This is a genomic window from Streptomyces sp. NPDC056160 (genome assembly GCF_042268205.1).
Classification (GTDB): Bacteria; Actinomycetota; Actinomycetes; order Streptomycetales; family Streptomycetaceae; genus Streptomyces.
In genome coordinates, this window is the sequence record NZ_JBHJUW010000127.1 from 1 (window position 1) to 26,242 (window position 26,242).

The 26,242-nt window shown below is 72.4% G+C and carries 18 protein-coding genes; 4 read left to right on the forward strand and 14 right to left on the reverse strand.

Translation table 11 applies throughout. The features are described 5' to 3' along the window. Positions 1-110 precede the first annotated feature (110 nt). From ACFC02_RS33120 to ACFC02_RS33150, 7 genes are all read right to left on the reverse strand, one after another. On the reverse strand, positions 111-974 hold the full coding sequence (locus ACFC02_RS33120) for a trypsin-like serine protease (RefSeq protein ID WP_376365364.1): 864 nt from the start codon (positions 972-974) through the stop codon (positions 111-113). A 122-nt stretch (positions 975-1,096) separates the two neighbouring features. Next, positions 1,097-2,644 (reverse strand): RNA polymerase sigma factor, encoded by a 1,548-nt coding sequence (locus ACFC02_RS33125; RefSeq protein ID WP_376365366.1) that lies wholly within the window; start codon positions 2,642-2,644, stop codon positions 1,097-1,099. Between the two features lie 501 nt (positions 2,645-3,145). Beyond that, positions 3,146-4,033, reverse strand: coding sequence for a FadR/GntR family transcriptional regulator (locus ACFC02_RS33130; RefSeq protein WP_376365367.1), 888 nt, complete (start codon positions 4,031-4,033; stop codon positions 3,146-3,148). 162 nt (positions 4,034-4,195) lie between these two features. Next, the gene (locus ACFC02_RS33135; protein WP_376365369.1) at positions 4,196-6,862 is read right to left on the reverse strand and encodes an ATP-binding cassette domain-containing protein; all 2,667 of its coding nucleotides are present in this window, start codon (positions 6,860-6,862) and stop codon (positions 4,196-4,198) included. Positions 6,863-7,006: 144 nt separating this feature from the next. Continuing rightward, positions 7,007-7,765 carry an NUDIX domain-containing protein gene (locus ACFC02_RS33140; protein WP_376365371.1) on the reverse strand — a complete coding sequence of 253 codons (759 nt, stop codon included), beginning with the start codon at positions 7,763-7,765 and terminating at the stop codon, positions 7,007-7,009. A 129-nt stretch (positions 7,766-7,894) separates the two neighbouring features. Beyond that, entirely contained in the window at positions 7,895-9,814 is a 1,920-nt protein-coding gene (locus ACFC02_RS33145; protein ID WP_376365396.1) for a glycogen debranching N-terminal domain-containing protein, read from the reverse strand. A 731-nt stretch (positions 9,815-10,545) separates the two neighbouring features. Further along, positions 10,546-12,282 (reverse strand): DUF4192 family protein, encoded by a 1,737-nt coding sequence (locus tag ACFC02_RS33150; protein ID WP_376365373.1) that lies wholly within the window; start codon positions 12,280-12,282, stop codon positions 10,546-10,548. 197 nt (positions 12,283-12,479) lie between these two features. Here ACFC02_RS33150 and ACFC02_RS33155 point away from each other — a divergent pair, with 197 nt between their 5' ends. Next, positions 12,480-14,645 (forward strand): RecQ family ATP-dependent DNA helicase, encoded by a 2,166-nt coding sequence (locus tag ACFC02_RS33155; RefSeq protein WP_376365375.1) that lies wholly within the window; start codon positions 12,480-12,482, stop codon positions 14,643-14,645. A 523-nt stretch (positions 14,646-15,168) separates the two neighbouring features. Further along, complete coding sequence (locus ACFC02_RS33160) at positions 15,169-15,783, forward strand: hypothetical protein (RefSeq protein ID WP_376365377.1); 615 nt, start codon at positions 15,169-15,171, stop codon at positions 15,781-15,783. Between the two features lie 414 nt (positions 15,784-16,197). Here ACFC02_RS33160 and ACFC02_RS33165 read toward each other — a convergent pair whose 3' ends face one another. From ACFC02_RS33165 to ACFC02_RS33185, 5 genes are all read right to left on the reverse strand, one after another. Beyond that, positions 16,198-16,827, reverse strand: a complete 630-nt coding sequence (locus ACFC02_RS33165) for a hypothetical protein (RefSeq protein ID WP_376365379.1) — start codon at positions 16,825-16,827, stop codon at positions 16,198-16,200. A gap of 68 nt (positions 16,828-16,895) precedes the next feature. Next, positions 16,896-17,597 (reverse strand): ribonuclease HII, encoded by a 702-nt coding sequence (locus ACFC02_RS33170; RefSeq protein ID WP_376365381.1) that lies wholly within the window; start codon positions 17,595-17,597, stop codon positions 16,896-16,898. Between the two features lie 284 nt (positions 17,598-17,881). Further along, positions 17,882-18,790: an ADP-ribosylglycohydrolase family protein gene (locus ACFC02_RS33175; RefSeq protein ID WP_376365382.1), complete on the reverse strand. Its 909-nt coding sequence runs from the start codon at positions 18,788-18,790 to the stop codon at positions 17,882-17,884. Positions 18,791-18,802: 12 nt separating this feature from the next. Continuing rightward, on the reverse strand, positions 18,803-19,462 hold the full coding sequence (locus ACFC02_RS33180; RefSeq protein WP_376365384.1) for a histidine phosphatase family protein: 660 nt from the start codon (positions 19,460-19,462) through the stop codon (positions 18,803-18,805). A 170-nt stretch (positions 19,463-19,632) separates the two neighbouring features. Next, a complete protein-coding gene (locus tag ACFC02_RS33185) occupies positions 19,633-20,238 on the reverse strand; it encodes a YdbC family protein (RefSeq protein WP_376365386.1) in 606 nt (201 codons plus the stop codon). Between the two features lie 157 nt (positions 20,239-20,395). Between ACFC02_RS33185 and ACFC02_RS33190 the strand changes: the two genes are divergently transcribed. Continuing rightward, entirely contained in the window at positions 20,396-20,929 is a 534-nt protein-coding gene (locus ACFC02_RS33190; RefSeq protein ID WP_376365388.1) for a TerD family protein, read from the forward strand. Between the two features lie 90 nt (positions 20,930-21,019). Here ACFC02_RS33190 and ACFC02_RS33195 read toward each other — a convergent pair whose 3' ends face one another. Both ACFC02_RS33195 and nrdR read right to left on the reverse strand, forming a co-directional pair. Further along, positions 21,020-23,908: a vitamin B12-dependent ribonucleotide reductase gene (locus tag ACFC02_RS33195; RefSeq protein ID WP_376365390.1), complete on the reverse strand. Its 2,889-nt coding sequence runs from the start codon at positions 23,906-23,908 to the stop codon at positions 21,020-21,022. A 162-nt stretch (positions 23,909-24,070) separates the two neighbouring features. Then, entirely contained in the window at positions 24,071-24,631 is a 561-nt protein-coding gene (nrdR, locus tag ACFC02_RS33200) for a transcriptional regulator NrdR (RefSeq protein ID WP_376365392.1), read from the reverse strand. Positions 24,632-25,210: 579 nt separating this feature from the next. Here nrdR and lexA point away from each other — a divergent pair. Further along, complete coding sequence (lexA, locus tag ACFC02_RS33205) at positions 25,211-25,990, forward strand: transcriptional repressor LexA (RefSeq protein WP_376365394.1); 780 nt, start codon at positions 25,211-25,213, stop codon at positions 25,988-25,990. Positions 25,991-26,242: the final 252 nt, after the last annotated feature.

Consider the following 26,242-nt stretch of genomic DNA (forward strand, 5'->3'; position numbering starts at 1 on the left):
AAAACCGGCGCCCCGCCCCCCCCCCCCCGGGCGCCCGGCCCCGGGCGGGGCCCGGGCGGCCCCCCCGCCCATGCCGGCCGGGCCCCCCCGTCGGCGTGCCCCGAACCCGGTCAGCCCTGCCCGTCCGCCGTATCGGGCAGTGTCTTCGCCCCACCGGCCTGCCGCAGCGCCCGCAGCACGGCGGACACGCGCGTGTAGACGCCGGGGTTCCCCGCCCTGCCGCAGCCGTTCCCCCACGACACCAGCCCGATGAGGCGCCCCTTGGCCACCAGCGGGCCGCCACTGTCCCCCTGGCAGGCGTCCCGGCCGCCCGCGTTCTCGCCCGCGCACAGCATCGTCTCCGACGCGTACGTGCCCTCGGCACCGCCCGGATACGCCCGCTCGCACTGGGCGTCGGGCAGCACATGCACCCGCGCGGCGTGCAGGCTGTGCGGGTAGGCGGCACCTCCGGTCGTGTCTCCCCAGCCGTAGACGAGAGCGCGCGTCCCCGGCGCATACGCAGGGTCGCCCGCGCCCGCCATCGGGATGACCGCGTGCTGGGGCAGCGGCTCGGCCAGGCTGAGCACCGCGAAGTCGCCCGCGTTGGTCGCGGCGTCATAGCGCGGATTGACCCAGGTGGCGCGTACGCGGATCTCATTGCCCTGCCCGGAGAGCAGATCCGTGCGCCCTTCGATGATTTTCAGGTCCCGTGTCGGTGGCGCGCCGACCACCTCGCCGGCCAGACAGTGGGCGGCGGTCAGCACGGTGGTGCGGGCGACGGCCACAGCCCCGCAGAACTGCCCCGCGCGTGTACCTCCGAACCGGTCACGGCTGGCCAGAGCCACGGTCCACGGGCTCTGCGACACGTCGACGGGGAAACCCCCGATGACCACACCGTCGGCGGCCGCGGGGGCCGCGTTCACCAGCGGTATCGCGGCCCCTACGGCCGCCAGGACCAGCGGCCCGGCCAGTGCCCGGGCAGTACGGCCTCGCATGCGCACTCCTCACTCTGGGGTGATCGTCGGACACCCAGGGTCGGGCAGAGTGCGGCGCGCCGCAGCGCGAAAGCCCGGCGTCCCCAGAGGGGAGCCGGGCCTTCTACGTCGTACGGCCGTGCCTAGTCGAGGTAGTCGCGCAGCACCTGCGAACGCGACGGGTGCCGCAGCTTCGACATGGTCTTGGACTCGATCTGGCGGATCCGCTCACGCGTGACGCCGTAGACCTTGCCGATCTCGTCGAGGGTCTTGGGCTGACCGTCGGTGAGACCGAAGCGCATGGAGACGACGCCCGCCTCACGCTCGGACAGGGTGTCGAGCACCGAGTGCAGTTGCTCCTGCAGGAGCGTGAAGCTGACCGCGTCGGCCGGCACCACGGCCTCGGAGTCCTCGATGAGGTCACCGAACTCGCTGTCGCCGTCCTCGCCGAGCGGGGTGTGCAGGGAGATGGGCTCGCGGCCGTACTTCTGGACCTCGATGACCTTCTCCGGGGTCATGTCGAGTTCCTTGGCCAGCTCCTCCGGGGTGGGCTCACGGCCCAGGTCCTGGAGCATCTGGCGCTGTACACGCGCGAGCTTGTTGATGACCTCGACCATGTGCACCGGGATACGGATGGTGCGGGCCTGGTCGGCCATCGCGCGGGTGATCGCCTGACGGATCCACCAGGTGGCGTACGTGGAGAACTTGTAGCCCTTGGTGTAGTCGAACTTCTCGACCGCGCGGATCAGACCGAGGTTGCCTTCCTGGATGAGGTCCAGGAAGAGCATGCCGCGGCCGGTGTAGCGCTTGGCCAGGGAGACCACCAGACGGAGGTTGGCCTCCAGGAGGTGGTTCTTGGCCCGGCGGCCGTCCTCGGCGATGATCTCCAGCTCACGCTTGAGCTTCGGCGCCAGCTTGTCGGAGTTGGCCAGCTTGTCCTCGGCGAAGAGACCCGCCTCGATGCGCTTGGCCAGTTCGACCTCCTGCTCGGCGTTGAGCAGGGGGACCTTGCCGATCTGCTTGAGGTAGTCCTTGACCGGGTCGGCGGTGGCGCCGGCCGCGGCGACCTGCTGGGCGGGGGCGTCGTCCTCGTCCTCGTCGGAGAGCACGAAACCGGCGCTCTCCGTGCCCTCCGGCTCCTCGGCGCCCTTCGGGTCCTCGAGCACCTCGTCCTCGAGGAGCTCGGCGTCGTCCTTCTTGGCGGAGGTCTTCTTGGCCGCCGTCTTCTTCGCGGCGGCGGTCGTCTTCTTGGCCGCCGTCTTCTTCGCGGCGGCGGTCGCCTTCTTGGCGGCGGCCTTCTTCTCGGGAGCGTCGTCCTCGACCGGCGTGTCGGCGGCAGGGGTCGCCGCCGGAGTGGCGGTGGCGGTGGCCTTCCTGGTGGTCACCGTCTTCGCCGCGACCGTCTTGGTGGCGGTGCGCTTGGCCGGGCTCTTCGCTGCGACGCTCTTTCGGGTGCGCTTGTTGGGCTCCGCGGCACTGACCATCAGCGTCACACCCTCTTCCTCGAGGATCTGGTTGAGGCTGCGCAGTACGTTCTTCCACTGAGTGGCCGGGATCTGGTCAGCTTCGAAGGCCCGACGCACATCGTCGCCGGCGATCTGCCCCTCAGCCTTTCCCCGCTCAATGAGCGCCATGACAGAGACGGACTCGGCGATCTCCGGCGGGAGCGTACGGGATGTGCTGGCCGACACGAACAACCTCTCGGAACGTTGGAAAACGGCTTCCGGCCCCGTCCACGAGTGGACAGGAGCCGACCACCGGCCTGGGGATGGGGCCGACGGCGCGGGCGGGGGGCCGGGAAGATGCACAGCGCCATGAACGGCGTCCGTATTCCCTCCGCGGCTGTCACCTCTTAGGTCATCGCGTTGTCTCCACGAGCGTTACGCCCAATCCGCGTGGCCCGAGTCACACCCCGTAAGCGTTCAAAAGCGGCCAGACGTGAACAGACGGGAGCCTCAGCGTCTGACCAGCCGGCCCTCTCTCGAAGCCCGCCCGCCTGAAGCCGGACTCACCCGTCACACGAACCGGACCCCACCGAGCGCGCGGAGGATCCGGCGGGGTCCGTCGAGAAGCCGCACACCGGCCGGGGCCACGGGAGGGGCGGCGGGGCGAGGGGGCCGCGCGGCGGCCGGGCCCGCGGGAGGGCGGCAGGACTCGGGCCGGCCGCCCGCACCCGGAACGGCGCGCGCGGCTCAGTGCTCGCGCGGCGCGGGAACCACACGCTCGATCTCGGGGTGGACCGTGAGCAGCTGGCGCATGGCCGCCTCCGCCACCGCGCCGTCGCCGGCCGCGAGGGCGTCGACGATGCGGGCGTGCTGGGCCACAGAGGCCTCATTGGGGCGCTCGCAGCCCGTGACAGGGCCACCCGACACCTGAAGGGCCGCCGAGACGATCCCCGACAGGTGCTCCATCATCCGGTTGCCCGCGACCTGGATGAGCAGCGAGTGGAACTCCGTGTCCGCGCGGGAGAAGGTCAGGGCGTCACCCTGGGCCAGGGCGTGCCCCATGATCTCCACCATGTCGGACAGGCGCTGCTGGACGTCCTCGCGCCCGTGTCCCGCCGCGAGCCGCGCGGCGAGCGGCTCGATGGTCCAGCGCAGCTCGCTCAGCTCCCGGCGCTGGTCGTCACGCTGCGGCCCGAAGGCCCGCCACTCGATGATGTCGGGATCAAGGAGATTCCAGTCGCTGACCGGGCGCACGCGCGTGCCGACGTTCGGCCGGGCGCTGACCAGGCCCTTGGCCTCCAGGACACGGAGCGACTCACGGACGACGGTGCGGGAGACCTCGAAGCGCTGGCCGATCTCCTCGGGCACCAGCGGACGGTCGGCACCCAGGTCCCCGGAGACGATCATCTGTCCGAGCTGCTGGACGAGTTGGCCGTGCAGGCCGCGACCGCGGCTGCCCGCGGCGCGTCGGCCGACGCGTCCCAGCTCGGGTTCCGCGCCCTCCCAGACGTGGCTTCCGACGCGGTCGGGGACGGGCGCCTCGGCGTAGGGGTAGCGGTCGAGTTCGCCCGGGCCGGCAAGACCGGAGTCTGAGGAGCGGGCGGCGGTCATCATGGTGTGCGCAAGGGTACTCACGGATCCTTTGTCGGCGTTGCCTCCAACTCCCTTGAGGTCTTTGGTGAAAAGCACACGAAAGGGTGATCGCTCACTCCGTCGCAATTGACGCCTTATCGGAAATAAATGTGCTTTCCGCGGGGAGTTGCGCACGATGTGCGATCGAAAGAGTACGGACGGTGCTCATCGGGCTCTGCTGCGCAGGGTCGTCAGCAGGTACCCGCCCAACAGTGTGACCAGCGACAACGTGAGTGCGCCGCCGACAGGTTGAGCGATCACACGGGCCGCGGCCGACAGATAGCGATCTCCTCCGAAGGGCCAGGGCAACAGGAACGCTTCGCGCAGCCGTGCGGGAAGGCCTGCCGCGTCCCAGGCCGCCCCTCCCAGCGCCTGGTGCACCAGGGGTGAGACGACGACGGGTACGGCGACCACCGCGGCGAGTCCGGCGGCGGTGGACCGGAAGAGCCCCGCGGCCAGCACCCCGGCCCAGCCGCACCCGATCACGAGGCCGGTCCAACTCACGGCCGGCGAGAGCCAGTCGCCGGGAACCTGGGTGAGTTCCCGTCCGTATACGACGTAGAGCACCTCGGCGTCGCAGCCGACCGTGAGGAAGGCCAGCAGCAGCGCGGTGGCGGTGGTGACGAGGAGCTTCGCGGCGAGCAGCCCGAGGCGGCGGGGGACGGTGCCGCGGTCTGCCGCCAGCGCGGGGTGGCGGAACTCGTCGCCGAAGGCGAGCGCGCCGATCAGCCCCGCACCGAGGGCGGCCGGCGGCAGCGGGAACTGCTGCGGCCATGCAGCCAGCAGCCGGGGTTGCGGGGTGTGGCCGATGCGCCCCGCGACGAGCGCCGTCAGGGCCGAGACGACGAGGACGGCGGCGCAGACGACGAACCCGGTGCCGATACCCAGGGCGCGGCGCAGTTCGTACCGTACGGGCCGGAGCGGGCCGGTCCCCGGACGGACGGCGATGGGAGGTGGAAGGGGCGAGGAGGGATCCGGCGTGACGGTAACCGCCGGGTGCGGAGTGGGGATCGAGGGCTGCGCCTGCGCGGTCTCCCCGCCGGACGACCTGGCCGTCGCGGCACGGCCGGCGGAACTCGCGGCCGCCGAGGGGGACAGCGAGCGGGACGGCTCCGCCTCTTCGGCCGGGCGCGGGCCGCCAGGATGCGTTCCCTGCGGGCGGGAGCTCGGGCTTCGCCGGGACGGAGAGCGCGCACCGGCCGTCGGGATGCGGTCCCGGGCCTCCGTACGGCGGGGCTCCTTCCCGGCGTCTTCGGACACGAGGGGACCGTTCCTGCGGCCGGTGCGGGGCTCGGCGTCGGCGCGTACGGCCGGGGGCGTCGCGTCGCACCGGCCGACGGCACCTGGGGCGCCTCCGGCGGCGTCGGAAAGCGCCGGGGCGGGGGCCTCGCGGCCGACGCCTGGGGTGCCGTGACCGGAGGTGGCATCCGCCGCGGCACGCCGGGCATGCGCCGTCTGATGCGCGGCGCCGGCAGGTGCGGCAAGCGTCGCTCTGCCGGTGCGCGCGGGGACGGAGACGGCCTCGGAGGGCCTGGAATGGGTGGAGGCGGTGAAGGGGGGGCCCGCCGCGTCCGCCGTTGCCGCGCCGGACACCGCTCCGGTCCTCGCGGCGGACACGACTTCTTCTTCGGATCCGTCCCGCTCGATGCCGTCCCGGTGCCCGGCCTCGCGCACCACGGCAGCCGTTTCCTCACCGGCCGCGCCGCCGGGCCCGGCGCCCGGCCCGGCGGTGACGAAGACCCTGCCGACGTCCGCAGTGGCGCGCACACCTCCGGTCGACGCGCCGGTCGCTTCGTGCGCGCTGCGCCCGGTGACGGCTGGGCCGGGGGCCGTGCGCCGGTCCGCCGTCGCGGAAGCCGACGCCGGAGCCGCCGCGGCCCCCGGCTCCTTGGCCACGGCCTGGTCGGCGGCCGACCGCTCCGCCTCCCCCCCGGCCTCGGCGCGTACCCCGGCTCCGGCGCCCATGTCCCCGACCTCGTCGGCCAGTTGGTGGACGAGGATGCCGTGACGGAACGCGGTCTCGCCGACATCGGCACACGTACTGCCGTAGACGGACAGACGATTGCCGTTCTCGCGTACGACTTCGACGGAGCGGTGAGCGGTGCGGGCCTCCTTGGCCAGCAGGGCCGCGAGGCGGGCTGCGTGCGGGCTGCGGACCGCGACACGCGGGCGCAGCCGATGGCGGGCGAAGTCCCCGGCCTCCTGGTCGGCCACGACGGTGCCGCGCTCCAGCGTGACGACGCGGTCGGCCGTGCGGGCGGCCTCCTTGGGGTCGTCCGTGGCGAACAGGACCGTGCCGCCCCGGGTCGCGTGGGCCCGCAGCATGTCGTGCAGCCAACGGCCTTCCCGAGCGGAGAGCCCGTCGGCGGGGCTGTCGAGGACGAGCGTGTGCGGCTCGGACAGCAGTACGCAGGCCAGGCCCAGTCTGCGGTCCATGGCGCGTGACAGCGTGCCCAGGCGCTCCTCCCGGAAACTGACGAGCCCTACGGCTTCGAGGACCTCGTCGGACCGGTGGGAGGGAAGTCCCGCTGCCGCGCAGAGCATGCGCAGGTGGCCCCGGACGGTGCGGGAGGGGTGACCGGGGACGTCGCCCAGGAGGGCGCCGACCTCGCGCGCCGGGTGGGCGATGCGGTGCAGGGGGCGTCCCTTGAAGTAGGTGATGCCTCGGCCCTGTTGGAGTTCGAGCATGAGTCTGAGCGTCGTCGTCTTGCCCGCGCCCGCCGTCCCCAGGAGCGCGGTGACGCACCCCTCGTGCGCTTCGAAGGAGACGTCGTCGACGGCGGGCGAAAGGCCCTTGCGGGAGTCGCTGGTCAGTCCGAAGGCCTGGATCACCCGCAGCAAGATAGCGCGTTATGTCCCTTTTCTTGGGTTCGCGACGCGCGTGCGGCACACACCGCTGTTCCCGTCCACCGGGTTGTTCCCCGATCCGCAGGCACGGCGGCCTCTCTCGTGCAGCGCACGCGGCGCGGCGTGGAGTCAGACCTCCGGTCGCAGCATGGGCGGGTTGAGCAGTGTGGCGCCACCGGCTCGGAAGAGCTGGGCCGGCCGGCCGCCCTGCCGTGTCGTCGTACCGCCCGTAGGCACGAGAAAGCCCGGAGTCCCCGTCACCTTGCGGTGGAAATTACGCGGGTCGAGCGCCACACCCCACACCGCCTCGTAGACACGGCGCAGTTCACCGACGGTGAATTCGGGCGGGCAGAAGGCGGTCGCCAGCGACGAGTACTCGATTTTGGAACGGGCCCGCTCGACTCCGTCGGCCAGGATCCGAGCGTGATCGAAGGCGAGCGGGGCCACCGACTCGCCGTCGCGTCCGTATCCGCCCTGCTGCAGCAGTTCCTCGACGGGAGCCCACCGTGCGTCTCCCGCGTCGCCGCCGGCGCGGGGTGCGGGCAGGTCGGGCGCGAGGGCGAGATGGGCGACGCTCACGACGCGCATCCTCGGATCACGCCCGGGGTCGCCGTAGGTCGCGAGCTGCTCGAGATGAGCCCCGTTGTCCTGGACGGGCGCGGCGGGGTCGTGGGCGCACAGGCCCGCTTCCTCCTCCAGTTCGCGCGCCGCGGCCTGCGCCAGGTCCTCGTCCGCCCGCACGAAGCCCCCGGGAAGCGCCCACCGCCCCTGGAACGGCGGCTCTCCCCTGCGCACCGCCAGCGCGCACAGGGAGTGGCGGCGCACGGTCAGCACGACCAGGTCCACGGTGACGGCGAAGGGCGGGAAGGCTGACGGGTCGTAGGGCATGCGGCGATCATAGTCGTCTTCCTGACGATAAACACTCCCTTCGTCGGTCGCGGCGATGGCCGGTCCGCGGACTCCCACGCGCGGTCCCGCGACCCCCGCCGTCAGGCACGGCCCCCGTGTCGTACGAGGTCAGGCACCCAGTTGCAGGCCGTCGGCCGCCTCCTCCACCAGAGCGAGGCCGAGTCTGCTGACCCGCACGGAGAAGGGCGCGCCGGCGACCCGCAGCCCGGTGAAGCCGATCTCCCCGAGCGGCGCGGTGCGCACCGGGCGCAGGGTGACCGATCGGGCGGGGGCGTCGGGCCGGATGCCCGCGAGCGATGTCAGCAACAGGACCGCCGCGGCGGCCGCGGTGGCCGAGGGGCGGCATGCCGCCGGGTGCGGTACGGGCGCGCTGCCGTCCACACGCTGCTCTCCGGCGAACATCTCGGGCAACCGGTGCCCGAAGGCGCCGGCCGCCGCCAGGACGCCCCGCAGGAGTGCGCCCGCCTCCTTCTCGTGGCCTGCGGCGGCCAGCCCGGCGACGGCGACCGCGGTCTCCGCCACCCGTACCGCCCCTGCCCGGTGACCGAAAGGGCTGTAGCCCGCCTCCCTGGCGGCGAGCCCCCGCAGCCCCCAGCCCGAGTCCATCGCCGGCCCGCCCAGCAGCCGGGCGAGCTGCCCGGTCTGCGCCTTGTCGAGCAGTCCGGGCGCCTGCTCGCCGCCACCCGACAGGCCGGTGTCCAGGAGATGGACGGCGGAAGCGTCGAGGTGTGTCAGAAGCCGCCCGTCAGCGGCCTTGCCCGCGGCGGGTCTGCCGCCGCCGCGGTCCTCGACCCAGAAACCGCTCCGGAACGCCGTCCGCAGGTGCTGGGCCCACTGCCGCAGCTCGGCGGCACCCGGCCGGTCGAACGCCTCAAGCAGGTCGGCTCCGAGCACCGCCGCTCGGTGGGCGTGCGCCTGGATCTCACAGCGCACGGGTCGCCCCGGCAGCGGATCGCACAGGTACGTCCCCTCGCCCACGGCCGTCCGCAGCCAGGCGAGGCAGCGCACGGCCGGCGGCAGCAGCTCCTCCGTCTCCTTCTCGGGCAGGCCCCAGCGACGGGCTTCCGCCAGGAGCACGGGGAAGAGCAGCGTCGCCTCTGTGCCCGTGCAACCCGGTGGAAGGTGCGGGCCCGCGTCCCGCCGGGGCCCGGGAATCATGCCGGCCTCGGGGCCGCGCCCCACGCGCTGGGTGCGGGCCAGGGTGCGCAGCGTGCTCGCGGCCAGCCGGGTCCCCAGGGGCAGTGCCATCCGGGCGGCGACGAGCGCCTCGGCCGGGGCCAGGCCGGATCGCCATGGTGCACCCGCCGCCAGGTGCAGGTCGGCCGGGTGCATCGGATCGCGCAGCAGCAGCGCGTGGAGGTCGTCGATGCCGGCGCGCATCAGTTCCCCGGCCCCGGGTGTGTCGCCCGTGGCCCGCGCCGCTGCCAGAGGGCTGGTCGCCGTACGGCCCACGGCCCGCAGAGGCCCCGCACCGTCCTGCCGTACCCGCAGTTCCACGCTCGCCGTGCCGCCCGGAGGCAGCTCGAACTCCCAGCGCAGCAGGCCGGCGGAGGCCAGCGCTTCGGCGGGCGGCGGGTCCGCGGTGACCGACGCGCTCGTGGCACCGCGGGACCAGCGCAGACCTGAGCCACGGACGCTGGCCGGCCGCTCGGCGCCCGCCTGACCCCGGGCGATCTGGCCCAGGTCCGCCAGATCCGTACCGAGCGCCACCTCCACGGGAAGGCGCAGCGGGCGCAGTGAGGCGCTGCGCAAGGTGATCCGTTCCGTGCCGTCCGCGTCACGCACGCGTTCCACGAGCACGTCCGGGTCGGGTCCCGTGCCCGGCGAGGCGCGCAGCACGCCCACGAAGCGGGCCCGGTCCGCGGCCGTCATCAGGGCTTGGACGACGAGCGGTTCGCGCCCGGCGATCCGGACCTGGCAGCGGGAGAGCAGGCGGCGGCCCGCACGGTAGAAGCCCTCCAGACCCTGGCCGCTCAGCTGTCCCTGGGCAGTCGAGATCGCCAGCCCGGGCAGGGCGACACAGATCATGGCGTCGTGGGCGGGAGGCAGCTCCGAGGAGGGGCGTCCGGCCGACTGCCGTGCCGGGCCCCGTGCGCCGCCGCGGGCGGAGGGTGCGGCGCGCGTGGACGGGGCGACGTACTCGTACGGGGCACGGCGTTGTTCCTGCGGGGCACGGCGCTGTTCCTGTCCCGTCCCGTGCCACGTCGGCCCGGCCGCCCCGACTTCGGAGGGAAGCGCGGCCCGGGCGAAGGCGGGGGCGTCACCGGGGGTGCAGGGCGGAGTCGGCTGGTGCATGGGACGGCTTCCTCTGCGCTCTGTGGGCCTCGGGCGGATCGGGCGTCTGGCGGCGGCCCCGGAGGGGCATGGCAGGGGTGACGGGGTGGCCCGGCCGGGCGCTCCGCCACTCAGGTGAACGGCGGCGGACCGGTCCGGGTCACGCCTGTGCCGGGGGAAGCCGACCGAATGGCGGCTGCGCGGCGGCCCCGAGCGGCCGTGCTGCCGGCCCGCGCCGCCCGCGCGACCGGATGCGACGGGGGCGACGCCCCCCGTCGCGTTCTCCCCCGCAGGCCTTCCTCGGGGCAGCGGGCCAGACCACGTCCGGCCGCGTCCTTTCCCTCCCTCCGCCGCGGGTGCCGACCGGCCCTGTGGGCCGGGTGTGCCGAGCGGGCCTGACGTCCTGCGGGTGTCCGGCTTGCCTGGACCGGGCCTCTCGGTCCTCCAGAGTCCGGGCCTCCCCCTCAGGCCCCCCCTGAGCTGGCTCATGCGCCGTCCTCGGGCCTGTCTCCCCGCGGCTTCCCAGCCGGCCGGCATCCGCCGCGACGGCGTCCGTCCGCCTTGGCCGCGGCGCGCGGGCGGGTGCGCGCGGACGGCCTGACGGCCCCGGGGCGCGGTCCGGCGCTGTCGGTGCGGGAGGTGACCGGGCGCGTCCCATGCGCGCCACCACGATCCGCACTCGGCGCGTCGCCCCGTACGCGGCGCCGACGGACGGAGTGCGCGCCCTCCGCCGCCGCTGGCGCACGACTGGTGCGGGTGCCGGTCACGAGGTGCTGCCGCGCGGGCTCGCCCATGGTTTCCGTCCCACCGGCGTCTTCCGCCGGTTCCGTGTCGTGAGTCCCGTCGCCTTCCTCCGTCTCCCCGCCTTCCTCCGTCTCCCCGGCTTCTTCCGTCTCCTCGGCGCTTGCCTCCTGCCCGGCACGGTTCGTCTCTCCACCGCCTCCCGCCTCTTGCTCCGCGGTATGCGCTCCTTCTGTGCCGGTGCCGTCCGTGGCCGTCGTGTCCCGCCCCCCGCCCCCGCCCCCGGCGCCCGGCTCCCCGTCGGTCGAGCAGCCGCGTCCCGTCCGTTCGGCGCGCAGGCAGCGGCGGACCGACTCAGGGTCCAGGCCCTCGTTGCAGGCCTGGTGCAGCAAGCGCGCGAAGAGGTAGTCGGGGTCCGCGCCCAGCGCCATGGCGAGGGCTTCGCGGGCCTCCAGGTCGTCCCCCAGCGACCAGGCGACCCAGCCGGCCAGCGTCAGCGGCGCAGCCGCGTGCTCCCCGTAGGGGCCGACGCAGCGCCGGGCCAGCGCCCGCCACAGACGGAGAGCCGGAGCCGCTTTGTCCCCCTCCATCCACTCGGCGGCGCGGTCACGCGTCGTCCGGTCCTGCAGGCCGAGGATCAGGAATGCCGCCTCCTCGTCCTCGAGCAACCGGTCGTCACGCAGGTCGGCGGGCAGCGCACCGGCGATGCCGGGTGCCGCGGCGAACCGCCGCAGGACAGTCTCGGCGAGTTCGAGGGTCTCCCCGGCCACCTCCGCACGGCTCGCCTCGTCGAGGATCCTCGGCACCAGGGCCCTGCCGGCCTTGTCCAGTGCGCTCTCCTGCGCCCGTGCCGCCGAGGTCTCCCACGGGAGCAGCCTGGCCCGCAGCTCCCGCAGGCTGCCCCGCACCTGGATACCCGCGTACGTGGCCGCAGCGGCCAGTACGGAGGTGCCGGGCAGGCCCATGGGCCAGCCCTCGTCGGGGCAGCACCCGTCGGTCGGGCAGCAGTAGGACCAGAAGCGGCCACCGGAGATGCACAGGGCCTCGATCACCGGAACGTCGAGGCGGCCGCACTCGGTGCGCAGCTTCTGGGCCAGCGGCTGAAGCCGCCGTACGACCTCGCGCGGTGACTCTCCGCCCGCCGGCTCCTGGCAGAGGAAAGCGACCATCTGCTCCGGTTTGGCTCCCCTGCGCTCACTGCCCGTGATCAGGCCGTGCGCGAGTTGCCGGGCCACCGAGGGCCAGTCGCCGCGGTTGGGGGGAATACCGAGCCTGGCCCGGCCGCCGAACCTGCCCCGGCCGTCCCGGTCGTGCAGGGCTACCAGGACGATGCTGTCCTCCGGTCGGTAGCCGAGCAGGTACGGCAGGGCGTCGGCAAGCTCGGCCGGGGTCCGCAGGGTGATCTGGTGCTCGGGGCCGGGCCCGTCGTAGGCGATGTCGCCGTTTCCGAAGGGTCCGGTCGTTTCGCTGTGGTTCGTCATGCGCCGACGATCTCGCGGAATCCAAAATTCCGGTTTGGTCTGTGGATAAGTCCGACCAGGGGCACGTCAACCAAGACCCGGGCACCCCGCCCGCTCCCCCGCTCCGGGACGTGGCCGGCTCGTCGTTCCGTTGCACGGGGTGGTCAGCGCCTTCCGGATGTCTCCGATTGTCAGTGCCGTCCTGTTGTATGGGACGCATGGAGCACACGAGCAACGCGGAACTGCGGACGGCGGCCGACGCGGTCCTCGCCCGCCTCGTCGGCGACGGCACGGGCAGGGCCCGGTTGCGCGAGGACCAGTGGCGGGCGATCGAGGCGCTGGTCGCCGAGGGCCGCCGGGCCCTGGTCGTCCAGCGCACCGGCTGGGGCAAGTCCGCGGTCTACTTCGTGGCCACCTCCCTGCTCCGGGCACGCGGGAGCGGCCCCACGGTGATCGTCTCCCCGCTGCTGGCGCTGATGCGCAACCAGGTGGAGGCCGCCGCCCGTGCCGGCATCCACGCCCGCACGATCAACTCGGCGAACACCGAGGAGTGGGACACCGTCCAGTCGGAGGTCGCGGAAGGCTCCGTCGACGTCCTGCTGGTCAGCCCCGAGCGGCTCAACAACCCTGACTTCCGGGACCAGGTCCTGCCCAAGCTCGCCGCCGCCACGGGCCTGCTCGTCGTGGACGAGGCGCACTGCATCTCGGACTGGGGGCACGACTTCCGTCCGGACTACCGGCGGCTGCGCACCATGCTGACCGAACTCCCGGCCGGGGTCCCGGTACTGGCGACCACCGCCACCGCCAACGCGCGTGTGACCGCCGACGTCGCCGAGCAGTTGGGGACGGGTGACGCCTCGGGCACGCTGGTGCTCCGCGGCCCCCTGGACCGGGAGAGCCTCAGCATGGGAGTGCTGCGGCTGCCGGACGCCGCGCACCGGATGGCCTGGCTCGCCGACCACCTCGAAGAACTGCCCGGCTCCGGAATCATCTACACACTCACCGTCGCCGCCGCCGAGGAGGTCACGGCCTTCCTGCGGCACCGGGGGCACACCGTCGCCTCGTACACCGGCAAGACGGAGAACGCCGACCGGCAGCAGGCCGAGGACGACCTGCTCGCGAACAAGGTCAAGGCGCTGGTCGCCACCTCCGCCCTCGGTATGGGCTTCGACAAGCCGGACCTCGGCTTCGTCGTGCACCTCGGTTCGCCCTCGTCCCCCATCGCCTACTACCAGCAGGTGGGCCGCGCCGGCCGCGGCGTCGAGCACGCGGAAGTGCTCCTCCTGCCCGGCAAGGAGGACGAGGCGATCTGGCAGTACTTCGCGTCGCTGGCCTTCCCCTCCGAGGAGTTGGTGCGCAGGACCCTCGACGTGCTCGCCCGCACGCAGGGACCCCTGTCGCTGCCCGCTCTGGAACCCCTGGTCGAGCTGCGCCGTTCCCGCCTCGAAGCCATGCTCAAGGTCCTCGACGTGGACGGGGCGGTGAAGCGGGTCAAGGGCGGATGGATCTCGACCGGCCGGCCTTGGGCGTACGACGCGGAGCGCTACGACTGGGTCGCGCGGCAGCGGGAGGCGGAGCAGCAGTCGATGCGCGAGTACGCGGCGACCACGGGCTGCCGGATGGAGTTCCTGCAACGCCGACTCGACGACGAGACCGCCCGGCCCTGTGGCCGGTGCGACAACTGTGCGGGGGCCCGGTTCACCGCCGACACCTCCACGGCGGCGCTGGACGCCGCGCGCGTGGACCTGGGCCGGGCCGGAGTGGAAGTGGAACCGCGGCGGATGTGGCCGACCGGCCTCCCGGCGATCGGCGTCGCTCTCAAGGGGCGCATCCCGGCCGCCGAACAAGCCTCGGAAGGACGGGCCCTGGGACGACTGTCGGACATCGGCTGGGGCAACCGGCTGCGACCCCTGCTCGCGCCGCACGCGCCGGACGGTCCAGTGCCCGAGGACGTGGCACGGGCCGTGGTGGGCGTGCTCGCCGACTGGGCGAAGGCACCGGGCGGCTGGGCGACGGGCGCGGCGGACGCCCGGCCGCGCCCGGTCGGTGTCGTCACCATGGCCTCGCGCGGCCGTCCCCGGCTCGTCCAGTCGCTGGGCGCGCACATCTCGCAGGTCGGCCGGCTGCCGCTGCTGGGCTCCGTCGAATACGCCGCGGACGCACGCCCCATGTCCCGCAGCAACAGCGCGCAGCGGCTCAAGGCCCTCGACGGAGCGCTCACCGTGCCGCCCGCGCTTGCCTCCGCGCTCGCCGACCAGCCGGGCCCGGTACTCCTCGTCGACGACTGCACCGAGACCGGCTGGACCCTCGCGGTCGCCGCCCGGCTGCTGAGAAAGGCGGGGGCCCAGGGAGTGTTGCCGCTGGTCCTCGCCGTGCAGGGCTGAGCCGCCCCCGGCCGCGGGCGTCGGGCGCCCAGGCCTCTGGCATCGGGCACCGAGCGTCGGGCGCGGGGGCGAGCCGGGCGTGGGGCACGGAGCATGGGGCGGAGGCGGGGCGCGGAGCGTGGGGCGGGGGCGGGGCGCGGAGCGTGGGGCGGGGGGCGGGGGGCGGGGGCGCCGGAGACACGTGGCCGCGTGACAGATGCGGGCTCATGGCCCGCCTTGCTCAGGTCCGTGGCGAGCGGGCCCAGCGGGCGGCCGCTGCCGCGCTGTGCGCCGCCACGGGGAGCGCGATCGACTGTGCGCCTCAGGCGTCATGCGGTCGGCCGCTGGGTAGGGATATAAGGCGCGGGTCATCCGATAACGGTCGATGACCCCGATTGCTCGTTGCCGCATCCCAGTTCGACAGGAAGAATCGAAGTCCGCTCCCCGCGCGGCCCGGCCCTGATCCGGTAGGGGTCTGCTGCGGTGTGCGCTCCCCCGAATCCGACCCCGCCCGCAGTATGGGCGCGTAGCCGAAGGGAGGAACGTGACCTTCGGATTCGCTCCGTCCTCGGCGGCCTCGTTGTCGACGTCCGCCGCATCCGCCCATCGCGTGCTCGAACCCGCGGAGTGGGCTGCCGCGGGCATTCCTCTGCTGCGCAACCCCCGGGAAGTCGTCAGCGGACTGCACTCCCGGCACCGTCCCGGACCGGCCACCGCCGTGGTGGCGGTGCTCGACCCGAACGAGCGGCTACGGGCCAGCGCCTCGTTCGTCCGCCGCCCGGCGCCCGCCGACGGCTGGATGTTGCGCAACGCGCTCCTCGCCCAGTTGCGCCGCGTCATACCCCACGACCTGCGTCGCCGTACACCGGTGCGCACCGCGGTACTGCTCTACTGCCGCGAGGGCGACGCGCGTTGGACGGAAGAGGACGGCGCGTGGATGTGGGGACTGCGTGACGCGTGCACCTTGCACGGTCTGCGCTGCGGGGCGTACATCACGCTGACGAGGGACGGCTGGCAGGTCCTCGGCGAGGGGCGCGGCGGCCGCAGGCCGAGCGCCGTCTCGACACCCGAGGCCCTCGGCAACGCGGAAGTGCCGCCCCCCTCGCCCCGTACCGGAGGCGTCTCCTCCGAGGTGCTGCGTCGCGCGGCAGCGCGCTGACACCGACGCCGCACCGGCAGGGCCGACGCCGTCGTACGCGGCGCGCGGAACGCCTCGCCCGCACACCGACCCGCGACACACCAGGCCCCAACAGGCCCCACCAGGCCTCGAACACACCGGAACACACCGCACGCGCGCCGCGCCCGTCACCGGCCGGGCCCCATCCGCATCCGTACGCCCCGGCCCCCGGTCACGCACGGCCTTCCGCGCACGAGCCGGTACCCGCGCCCGACCCGCCGGCGCGAATCGAAACTCCCGCACCGACCAGCACCCGAGCACCAACCTGCCCGCGCGCAGGCACCCGCCGAACGCGCACGCACAAAGCGAAACAGCCGTCGCGCGAACCTCCGCGACGACGGCTGTCACCCTCTGCGGCGGACCGACGGCGCCCCCGGCCGGCGTGTCCTGAACGCCTCAGACGCCGGCGCCCAGCACCCCGTTGATCTGCTGCGGGTCACCACAGACGATCAGCAGTGCTCCGGACCGGGTGTGGGCCAGAGGCAGGGCAGCGGCGACCGCGGTGTCGGTGCCGCCATTGACGGCGACCACGACCACGGGGCGGGTTGCGGCACGGGAGGTTCCGGCGGCGTCCGTGTAGAAGACGTCGTCGCCCGCGTCGTGCTGCGCCCAGTAGGACGTTTCACCGAAGGACAGTTCGTGGGCGGCCCAGGGGTGCGGGTCACCGGTGGTGATCACCAGCACCTCCCCGGGGGCACGACCCGCCTCCAGGAGCAGGTCGACCGCTTCCTCGGCGGCGTCGAGGGCACCCTCGGCCGAGGCGGGGATCAACTGGATCTGCGGAGCCGCCGAGGCGGCAGGGACAGCCGGACCCGAAGGGGCGGGCTTGGTCGCGGCCACGTCCCGCGGCGTACGCTGCGCCGGCGGCGCGGGCCGCACAGGGCCGGGACGACCGGGACGCGACGGAGCCGCGGGGCGGGGGCCGGGTACGGGACGGGGGGTCGGCGCGGTGCGGCCGGTGGCCGGAGTGGCGCGGGGACCCTGGGCACTCTCGTGAATCTGAGGCTCCTCGGGAATGAGAGGCATGAGCTGATATTTATCAAACGTTGGTACGGCCCCCGTGGGCGGGGGGCACATCCGGGCAAGCGGCCCCGTCAGAAGTCGAAGTTGAGCTGGCCCTCGATCTCCGGAACGCTTCCGTCCACCCAGACCCTGGCCTTCTTGAGGTGCTGCCAGCGCGGCAGCGCATCAAGATACGCCCATGACAACCGGTGGTACGGGGTGGGTCCCCGCTCCTCCAGCGCGGCCTTGTGCACGGGCGACGGATATCCGGCGTTGGCCGCAAACCCGAAGTCTGCATGGTCGACGCCCAGTTCGGCCATCATTTTGTCGCGGTGCACCTTGGCGATCACCGAGGCCGCCGCGACGGCGACGCACGAGCGGTCGCCCTTGATGACCGTACGGACCTGCCAGGGAGCGCCGAGGTAGTCGTGCTTCCCGTCGAGGATGACCGCGTCCGGACGGACGGGCAGTCCCCCCAGAGCGCGCCCGGCGGCGAGCCGCAGCGACGCCGTCATCCCCAGCTCGTCGATCTCCTCCGGCGTGGCGTGCCCGAGGGCGTACGCCGTCACCCACTTCTCCAGTACCACGGCGAGGTCGGTGCGCCGCTTGACGGTGAGCAGTTTGGAGTCGGTGAGGCCCACAGGGGGCCGCCGCAGTCCGGTGACCGCCGCGCAGACGGTGACGGGCCCGGCCCACGCGCCGCGCCCCACCTCGTCGACACCTGCGATGACCTTGGCTCCGGTCGTGGCGCGAAGGGAGCGCTCGACGGTGTGAGTGGGTGGTTCGTACGGCATGGCGCCCTTAGCGTACGCCGCCCTGATCCCGATGCGACACCCCGGTTTCCCTCACCGGTCGCAGCGCTTGCGCGGCCTCGGCGATCGGTGCGTCGCGAAACCCGGCAGCAGGGCCGTCGGGCGGCCGGTCAGGACCGCGGGGGTCGACCGCCCGCTTCACTCGCGCACACATGTGAGCGGCTCGCAGCAACGGCAGAGACGATTCACCACCCGGTCGAGGACCACCCCGCGGAGGACCTCACCAAGCGTCGGGTCGCACTCGTGAATCGAGGTGCGAAGCGGGGTCAGGTCCCGACCGGCAGCCAGTCCGGCAGCGCCTCCGTGGCGCGCACCCACTCGGCGGGCGGGCCGCCCGCCTCGCCTCCGGCGAGCACACCGCCGACGATGGCGCACGTGGTGTCCACGTCCCCGCCGGCCTGGGCCGTCCGCCAGAAGGCGTCCTCGAAGTCACCGAGGCACCGGGCGGCCGACCAGAGGGCGAAGGGCACCGTGTCGTGGGCGGTCGTACGCCGTCCGCAGCCGAGGACAGCGGCGACCGTGCCCGCGTCGCCGTAGTCGAGCATGTCGCGGGCACGGCGCAGGCCGGCGCCGACGGCGCTGCGCGCGGGCACCAGGGCGATGACGCCGTCCAGCAGCGCTTCGGGGCTCGGCGGCCCGCCGGGGGCCGCGGCCAGAGCGGCTGCCGCGGCGACGGCCATGGCACCCACGACGGCCTCGCGGTGCTGATGCGTCGGGTAGGCCGAGATCTCGGCCTGGTGGGTGGCCTGCTCCGGATCGTCCGCGTACCACGCGCCCAGAGGGGCGATCCGCATCGCGGCGCCATTGCCCCAGGAGCCCTGCCCGTTGAAGAGAGCAGCGGCCAGCTCGCGCCAGTCGCCACCCTCCCGGACGAGCCGGAGCAGCCGGTTGACCGCGGGGCCGTACCCCCGGTCGAAGTCGTGATGGCGGGCGAAGGATTCGGCCAGGGCGTCCTGGTCGATGCGGTGGTGCGCGACGAGGACGGCCACGACGGAGCAGGCCATCTCCGTGTCGTCGGTCCACTGCCACGGTTCGGGGGGCAGTTCGCGGCGGTGAAGGAGCGGATAGTTCGCCGGCACGAAGAACTGCGAGCCCAGCGCGTCCCCGACCGAGAGTCCGCGTGTGCTGGCCAGGGCGCGCTCCAGGCGCCTGCCGGGAGAGGAGTCAGAGGTCATCGCTCAGCCACTCTATCCAGTGACCCCGTACGGTTCCGGGTCACGCCACCGCTCGAACGGCCGGTCCATGGCGTACCGCCCGTCGTCCCCGAGAACGAGCATCCGCATCTCGGCGTTCCCGGGATTCGACAGCGCCTCGAATTCCGCGACGGTCCAGTGGAACCACCGCATGCAGAAGAGGCGCATCGCGAGACCATGGGTCACCAGGAGCACGTTGGGCGGGTGGTCGGGGGCCTCGAAGCTGCGGAAGAGGCTCTCCAGGAAGCCACCGACCCGGTCGTACACGTCGGCGCCGGACTCTCCCTGGGCGAAGCGGTAGAAGAAGTGACCGTACGCGTCCCGATAGGCCTTCTGAAGGCGTACGTCGTCGCGGTCCTGCCAGTTTCCCCAGTCCTGCTCGCGCAGCCGCGGCTCCTCCCGGACCCGTACGAGGTCGGGGTCGAGGTGGAAGGCGCGGAGGGTCTCGTGGGTGCGGCGGTACGGGGAGACGTATACGCTGACCCGTTCCCGCCCGAACAGCTCACGCAGCTCTTTGCCGGTGTCCTCGGCCTCCTGGAGACCCCGCTCGGTCAGCGCCAGCGCGTGGTCCGGCTCGCGCTCGTAGACGGAGTCATCGACATTGCCCGTCGATTCCCCGTGCCGGACAAGAACGATGCGCCGTGGTCGTGCCATGCCAAAACACTAGATCGAGTCACGGCCGATCGGAGACTCGAGCGGCCCTCATACGGTGTAGGTCACACGGAATGTGCGCCACGGGCCGCGGAGAGCACGCATCCGCCTCGCAGGGCGCTCGTGCGCGGAAGGTCCCCTGAGGGCACACGCCCGCATGCCCCGCGCTCGGGTCACACGGTCCAGGCCGGTTCCAGTTCCACGATGTCGCCCGTCAGGGCCGCGACGTCGGCCTCGGTCTGGGCGCGCAACGCCAGGCGCTCGACCCGCTCGGTGCGGTACTTGCCGTGCTCGGCGGACGACTGCCACATGGACAGGACCAGGAACTCATTGCCCGGGGCTTCACCGAACAGGCCCCGGACCATGCCGGGCGAGCCGGCCATCGCCGGGTTCCAGACCTTCTCCTGCATCAGCGTGAAGTGCTCGGCACGCTCCTCGTGGGCCCGGCAGAGCGCGACGCGCACCAGGTCGGCGTCCGCGAAGCGCGGCTGGAACCCCGTCTTCACGTCGAACCGGTGATCGAATAGCCTGATCTGCGCGTCCTTGAAGGTTCCGGCCTGGGTCGCGGCCAGCCGGTCGTGGGAGCGGGCCATGAAGGAGTCGTAGAAGGCGCGGCTCTCCCAGAAGGCGAAGATGTGGGCCACCCCTTGCCGGCCCCGGCTCCAGCCACCCCCCTGCCCCCGAAACCCCGGCTCTCCCAGAAGCCCCGCCCACTTTCGCTGCCCCCGCTCGAAGCCCCGGCGGTCCACCACGGTGCAGCGAATCCACTTGACCAGCACCGCGCCATCGTACGGCCCTGGGCGTGGCGTCAGTCACTATCCCGGGGACAGTGCCCGCACAGACGTCCGCGCGCGCGTGGCACGATGGACAACGCGCGCCCCCAATCCGGCGGTTGGGACAGACGAGGGCGCATGGGGACGGGGAAGGGGAGGTCCGGTGAGCGGGCTGAGCAAAGGGATCCGCAAGGTCGAGGTCGCACTGAAGTGGGACCCCAGTCCGACAGGGCAGCCACCCACCGATCTGGACATCGTGGCGGGCACCTACCTGGCGAGTGATCCGTACGGCGCACCGGACTACCTGGTGCACTTCGACAGCCGTTCACCCGACGGCACGATCTACCTGAACCGGGACAGTACGGACGGCAAGGGCTTCGGCTGGGACGAGGTCATGACGCTGGAGCTGGAGCGGCTCTCCGAGCGCTACGCGCGCGTGGTGATCGGCGTGGTCATCCAGCAGAGCGCCGCGCACCGCCCCTTCGCCGGCGTGCTCGACCCGGGGCTGCGTATCCGAGAGGGCTACACCGTGCTCGCCGAGGACGACTTCGGCCGTGTGCCGCAGGCGACCGCGGCCGCCGTCGCCGAGTTCACCCGTGACGGGTCCGGGAACTGGCAGTTCCGGCCCGGCATCCACGGCTTCGAGGGCGACCCGGCGGACTTCACCGGGGCGATGGGCCGCGCGCACCGGTCGTAGCCGGTGAAGAGGTGCTGTAACCGGTAAAGGTAAGGGGCGTCGGCCATGGCCGACGCCCCTTACCCCTCACCTCACGGCATGGCCGTCAGTTCAGCTGCAGCCGCTCGTGGAGCCGCAGCCCTCGCAGATGTAGCAGGAGCCGGCCCGCTGCATCTTGGTGCCGCAGGAGAAGCAGAGCGGGGCGTCGGCCTGGATGCCCAGCTGCATCTCGACCAGCTCGGCGCTGGTGTGCGCCTCCTTCGGGGCGGGCGCGGCCACCTCCGCCTCGGCCTTCGGGGTGGCGACGGCCTTCAGCTCGGTCTGGCGCGGCGCGGACTGGGCCAGACCCTCTACGTCGACCTCCTCGTCGATCGGCTCGTAGGAGCCGGTCTCCAGGTGGCGCTGGCGCTCCTCGGCGGAGTGGATGCCGAGCGCGGAGCGCGTCTCGAAGGGCAGGAAGTCCAGCGCCAGGCGGCGGAAGATGTAGTCGACGATCGACTGCGCCATCCGCACGTCCGGGTCGTCGGTCATGCCGGCCGGCTCGAAGCGCATGTTGGTGAACTTCGAGACGTACGTCTCCAGCGGCACGCCGTACTGCAGTCCCACCGACACGGCGATGGAGAAGGCGTCCATCATGCCCGCGAGGGTCGAGCCCTGCTTGGACATCTTGAGGAAGACCTCGCCGAGACCGTCGTCCGGGTAGGAGTTGGCGGTCATGTAGCCCTCGGCGCCGCCGACGGTGAAGGAGGTGGTGATTCCGGGACGGCCCTTCGGGAGGCGCTTGCGGACGGGGCGGTACTCGACGACCTTCTCGACCTTGGGCTGCGTCTCCTCTGCGGCCTCGGTCTTCTTGCCGGAGTCCTTGGTCTTGGCGGAGAGCGGCTGGCCGACCTTGCAGTTGTCGCGGTAGATCGCGAGCGCCTTGACGCCGAGCTTCCACGCCTCGTAGTAGATCTCCTCGACCTCCTCGACGGTCGCCGACTCCGGCATGTTGACCGTCTTGGAGATGGCGCCGGAGATCCACGGCTGGATCGCGGCCATCATGCGGACGTGGCCCATCGGGGAGATGGCGCGCTCGCCCATGGCGCAGTCGAAGACCTCGTAGTGCTCCTGCTTGAGGCCGGGGGCGTCGATCACGTTGCCGTTCTCGGCGATGTGGGCGACGATCGCCTCGATCTGCTCCTCCTGGTAGCCCAGGCGGCGCAGGGCCTGCGGGACGGTGCCGTTGACGATCTGCATCGAGCCGCCGCCGACCAGCTTCTTGAACTTGACCAGGGCGAGGTCGGGCTCGACACCGGTGGTGTCGCAGGACATGGCCAGGCCGATGGTGCCGGTCGGGGCGAGGACCGATGCCTGGGAGTTACGGAAACCGTTCTTCTCACCGAGGCGCAGCACGTCCTGCCAGGCCTCCGTGGCGGCGGCCCACACCGGCGTGTCCAGGTCGTCCATGCGCACGGCGGTGGCGTTGGCGTCGCTGTGCTGCTTCATGACGCGCTGGTGCGGCTGCGCGTTGCGGGCGTAGCCGTCGTAGGGGCCGACGACCGCGGCCAGCTCGGCGGAGCGCTTGTAGGCGGTGCCGGTCATCAGGGAGGTGATGGCACCGGCGAGCGCACGGCCGCCGTCGGAGTCGTAGGCGTGGCCGGTCGCCATCAGCAGGGCGCCGAGGTTGGCGTAGCCGATGCCGAGCTGGCGGAAGGCGCGGGTGTTCTCGCCGATCTTCTGGGTCGGGAAGTCCGCGAAGCAGATCGAGATGTCCATCGCGGTGATGACCAGTTCGACGACCTTGGCGAAGCGCTCGGACTGGAAGGACTGGTTGCCCTTGCCGTCGTCCTTGAGGAACTTCATCAGGTTCAGCGAGGCGAGGTTGCAGGACGTGTTGTCCAGGTGCATGTACTCGCTGCACGGGTTCGAGCCGTTGATCCGGCCGGACTCCGGGCACGTGTGCCAGTGGTTGATGGTGTCGTCGTACTGGATGCCCGGGTCGGCGCAGGCCCAGGCGGCCTCGGCCATCTTGCGGAAGAGGGACTTGGCCTCGACCTCCTCGATGACCTCGCCGGTCATCCGGGCGCGCAGGCCGAACTTGCCGCCCTGCTCGACCGCCTTCATGAACTCGTCGTTCACCCGGACCGAGTTGTTGGCGTTCTGGTACTGGACGGACGTGATGTCGTCGCCGCCCAGGTCCATGTCGAAGCCCGCGTCGCGCAGGGCGCGGATCTTCTCCTCCTCCTTGACCTTCGTCTCGATGAAGTCCTCCACGTCGGGGTGGTCGACGTCGAGGATGACCATCTTGGCGGCGCGGCGGGTGGCGCCGCCGGACTTGATGGTGCCGGCGGAGGCGTCGGCGCCGCGCATGAAGGAGACCGGACCGGAGGCGTTGCCGCCGGAGGAGAGCAGTTCCTTGGAGGAACGGATGCGGGAGAGGTTCAGGCCGGCGCCGGAGCCGCCCTTGAAGATCATGCCCTCTTCCTTGTACCAGTCGAGGATCGACTCCATGGAGTCGTCGACGGACAGGATGAAGCAGGCGGAGACCTGCTGGGGCTGCGGGGTGCCCACGTTGAACCAGACGGGGCTGTTGAAGCTGAAGATCTGGTGCAGGAGGGCGTACGCCAGCTCGTGCTCGAAGATCTCGGCGTCGGCGGGCGAGGCGAAGTACTTGTAGTCCTCACCGGCCTTCCGGTACGTCTTCACGATGCGGTCGATCAGCTGCCTCAGGCTGGTCTCGCGCTGCGGGGTGCCCACGGCACCGCGGAAGTACTTGCTGGTGACGATGTTGACCGCGTTCACCGACCAGAAGTCGGGGAACTCGACGCCACGCTGCTCGAAGTTGACCGAGCCGTCGCGCCAGTTGGTCATGACGACGTCACGGCGCTCCCAGCTCACCTCGTCGTACGGGTGCACGCCCGGGGTGGTGTGGATGCGCTCGATGTGCAGTCCCTTGTTCCCCGCCTTGCCGCCCTTGGCGCGGGAACCTCGTGCCGGACCGCTCGCCGTCTCTGTCATGCCGCCTCCCTGATACGGGCGAAAACGCCCTGAAGTGCCCCGATGTTCCGGAGACACGGTGTTCTGTCTGGTGCTGCGGGCGCCCCTGTCGCTGCCACCCGCAACCGTCTTCCTCGCCGCCGTACAGCCGGCCCGGACCCGCGGCCCGGACCGGCCCGCCGATCAGTCGGCGGCGCGTGCGGGCACGGGGACGTCAGCCGTCCCTCCGCGTCCGCGATCGTCTTCCTGGCTCCCCGTGACGGCGTCGTCGCCGCCCTCCTCCTCCGCGACGGGGCGTCGCGGACCTTCCCTGAGTTCCGCGATGGCGGCCTCGAAGTCCTCGAGCGAGTCGAACGCCCGGTACACGGACGCGAACCGCAGGAAGGCGACGAGGTCGAGTTCCTGCAAGGGGCCGAGTATGGCGAGTCCCACTTCGTGGGCGGCCACCTCGGCGCTCCCGCTGGCCCGCACCGCTTCCTCGACGCGCTGCCCCAGCTGGGCCAGCGCGTCTTCGGTGACCGGCCGCCCCTGGCACGCCTTGCGCACGCCGTTGATGACCTTGGTGCGACTGAACGGCTCGGTGACCCCGGACCGCTTGACCACCATGAGCGAGCACGTCTCGACGGTCGTGAACCGGCGAGAGCAGTCAGGGCACTGGCGGCGCCTGCGGATCGACGTTCCGTCGTCCGTCGTACGGCTGTCGACGACCCGGCTGTCGGGGTGCCTGCAGAAGGGGCAGTGCATGGACTCCAACCCTCCTCACAGCAGACTCAATGGCTACGCAGGGCCTCATGGGCCCCGCGGAAGCAGCCCCAAGCATAGGCGATGGCGGGAGGACCTAAGACCCGGGGGACCACAACTTGTGGGCCGCTGTAGCTATCCAACCACTAGATGTAGGGATTGGCTCGTACGTGCACCGGAATGCGCGCGTGTCGCCGGAGGGCGCCGCCGAGCCGCCGGGCACACGCGACGGGGGAGGACACGCCGACACCCGCCCGCCCGGACCGGGGCCCGGCCGGAGGTGTACGGAGATACCGTGAACACGGCACGGAGGACGCGTGCGACTCCCGGCGGACGAGGGACCGGGGCCCTGTCGACGGGCCTCCGGATGGCAGACTGGGGCAGCGGCCCGAAGGGTCCGCGCCCCGGCGGTGAAGAGTACAGCAGTGGGCTTTTTCGCCTGTCCGCCACCGCGCCACCTATACACCCATATACATGATCAAGTCCGGCCATTCTCGTTTTTTCACTCGAACGTGTGTTTGGCGCAACCTTTCGAAGGCAACTACCGTTGTGCCGGAGGGAGACCATCGAGAGGGGCCGCACGTGACCACCACCGCAGACAGTGCCACCATCACTGCCCAGGACCGCTCCCAGAGCCGACTCGAGCCGGTGCATGCGATGAACGAAGCCGCGAACCCCGAGGGACACAAGCGCTCCCTGCCGGGGCGGCCTCCAGGCATCCGGGCGGACAGCTCGGGACTCACCGATCGGCAGCGCCGGGTGATCGAGGTCATCAGGGACTCCGTGCAGCGGCGGGGCTACCCGCCGTCCATGCGGGAGATCGGCCAGGCCGTGGGGCTGTCCAGCACCTCATCGGTGGCCCACCAGCTCATGGCTCTGGAGCGCAAGGGCTTCCTGCGGCGCGACCCGCACCGCCCGCGCGCCTACGAAGTCCGCGGTTCCGACCAGGCCGCCACGCTGCAGCCCACGGACACCGTGGGCAAGCCGGCCGCCTCCTACGTCCCGCTCGTCGGACGGATCGCCGCCGGTGGCCCGATCCTCGCCGAGGAGTCGGTCGAGGACGTGTTCCCCCTCCCCCGGCAGTTGGTCGGCGACGGTGAGCTGTTCGTCCTCAAGGTCGTCGGCGACTCGATGATCGAGGCCGCCATCTGTGACGGCGACTGGGTCACCGTGCGCCGCCAGCAGGTCGCCGAGAACGGTGACATCGTGGCCGCCATGATCGACGGCGAGGCCACCGTCAAGCGCTTCAAGCGCGAGGACGGCCACGTCTGGCTCCTGCCGCACAACGCCGCGTACGAGCCGATCCCCGGTGACGACGCGACCATCCTCGGCAAGGTGGTCGCCGTCCTGCGGCGCGTCTGAGACGGCACCGGGCGGGCCGGCGCATCGCCCCGGCCCGCCCCCCTGACCGGGCCCCGGAACCCCTGCGCCGGTTCCGGGGCCCTGTGCTGTCTCCGGCACCTCTGCCGTCTCCCGATGCCGCGCCCTGTGCGAGCGGCGTGCCGCGCTCCGTCCGCGCCGGGATCACCCCTTGCGCGAGGGCGCGCCGGCAACCGGTGCCGACGACCGGCGCCTCCGTATCGCGGGGTGGCCCTGAGTGGCGCCGCTCAGGGC

Excerpts from the sequence above, each read along its gene's own strand:
- nrdR (WP_376365392.1), bottom strand. The coding sequence starts at position 24,631 with ATGCACTGCCCCTTCTGCAGGCACCCCGACAGCCGGGTCGTCGACAGC.
- ACFC02_RS33140 (WP_376365371.1), bottom strand. The coding sequence starts at position 7,765 with ATGCCCTACGACCCGTCAGCCTTCCCGCCCTTCGCCGTCACCGTGGAC.
- ACFC02_RS33195 (WP_376365390.1), bottom strand. The coding sequence starts at position 23,908 with ATGACAGAGACGGCGAGCGGTCCGGCACGAGGTTCCCGCGCCAAGGGC.
- ACFC02_RS33150 (WP_376365373.1), bottom strand. The coding sequence starts at position 12,282 with ATGACGAACCACAGCGAAACGACCGGACCCTTCGGAAACGGCGACATC.
- ACFC02_RS33180 (WP_376365384.1), bottom strand. The coding sequence starts at position 19,462 with ATGGCACGACCACGGCGCATCGTTCTTGTCCGGCACGGGGAATCGACG.
- ACFC02_RS33120 (WP_376365364.1), bottom strand. The coding sequence starts at position 974 with ATGCGAGGCCGTACTGCCCGGGCACTGGCCGGGCCGCTGGTCCTGGCG.
- ACFC02_RS33155 (WP_376365375.1), top strand. The coding sequence starts at position 12,480 with ATGGAGCACACGAGCAACGCGGAACTGCGGACGGCGGCCGACGCGGTC.
- ACFC02_RS33145 (WP_376365396.1), bottom strand. The coding sequence starts at position 9,814 with ATGATCTGTGTCGCCCTGCCCGGGCTGGCGATCTCGACTGCCCAGGGA.
- ACFC02_RS33165 (WP_376365379.1), bottom strand. The coding sequence starts at position 16,827 with ATGCCTCTCATTCCCGAGGAGCCTCAGATTCACGAGAGTGCCCAGGGT.
- ACFC02_RS33175 (WP_376365382.1), bottom strand. The coding sequence starts at position 18,790 with ATGACCTCTGACTCCTCTCCCGGCAGGCGCCTGGAGCGCGCCCTGGCC.
- ACFC02_RS33170 (WP_376365381.1), bottom strand. The coding sequence starts at position 17,597 with ATGCCGTACGAACCACCCACTCACACCGTCGAGCGCTCCCTTCGCGCC.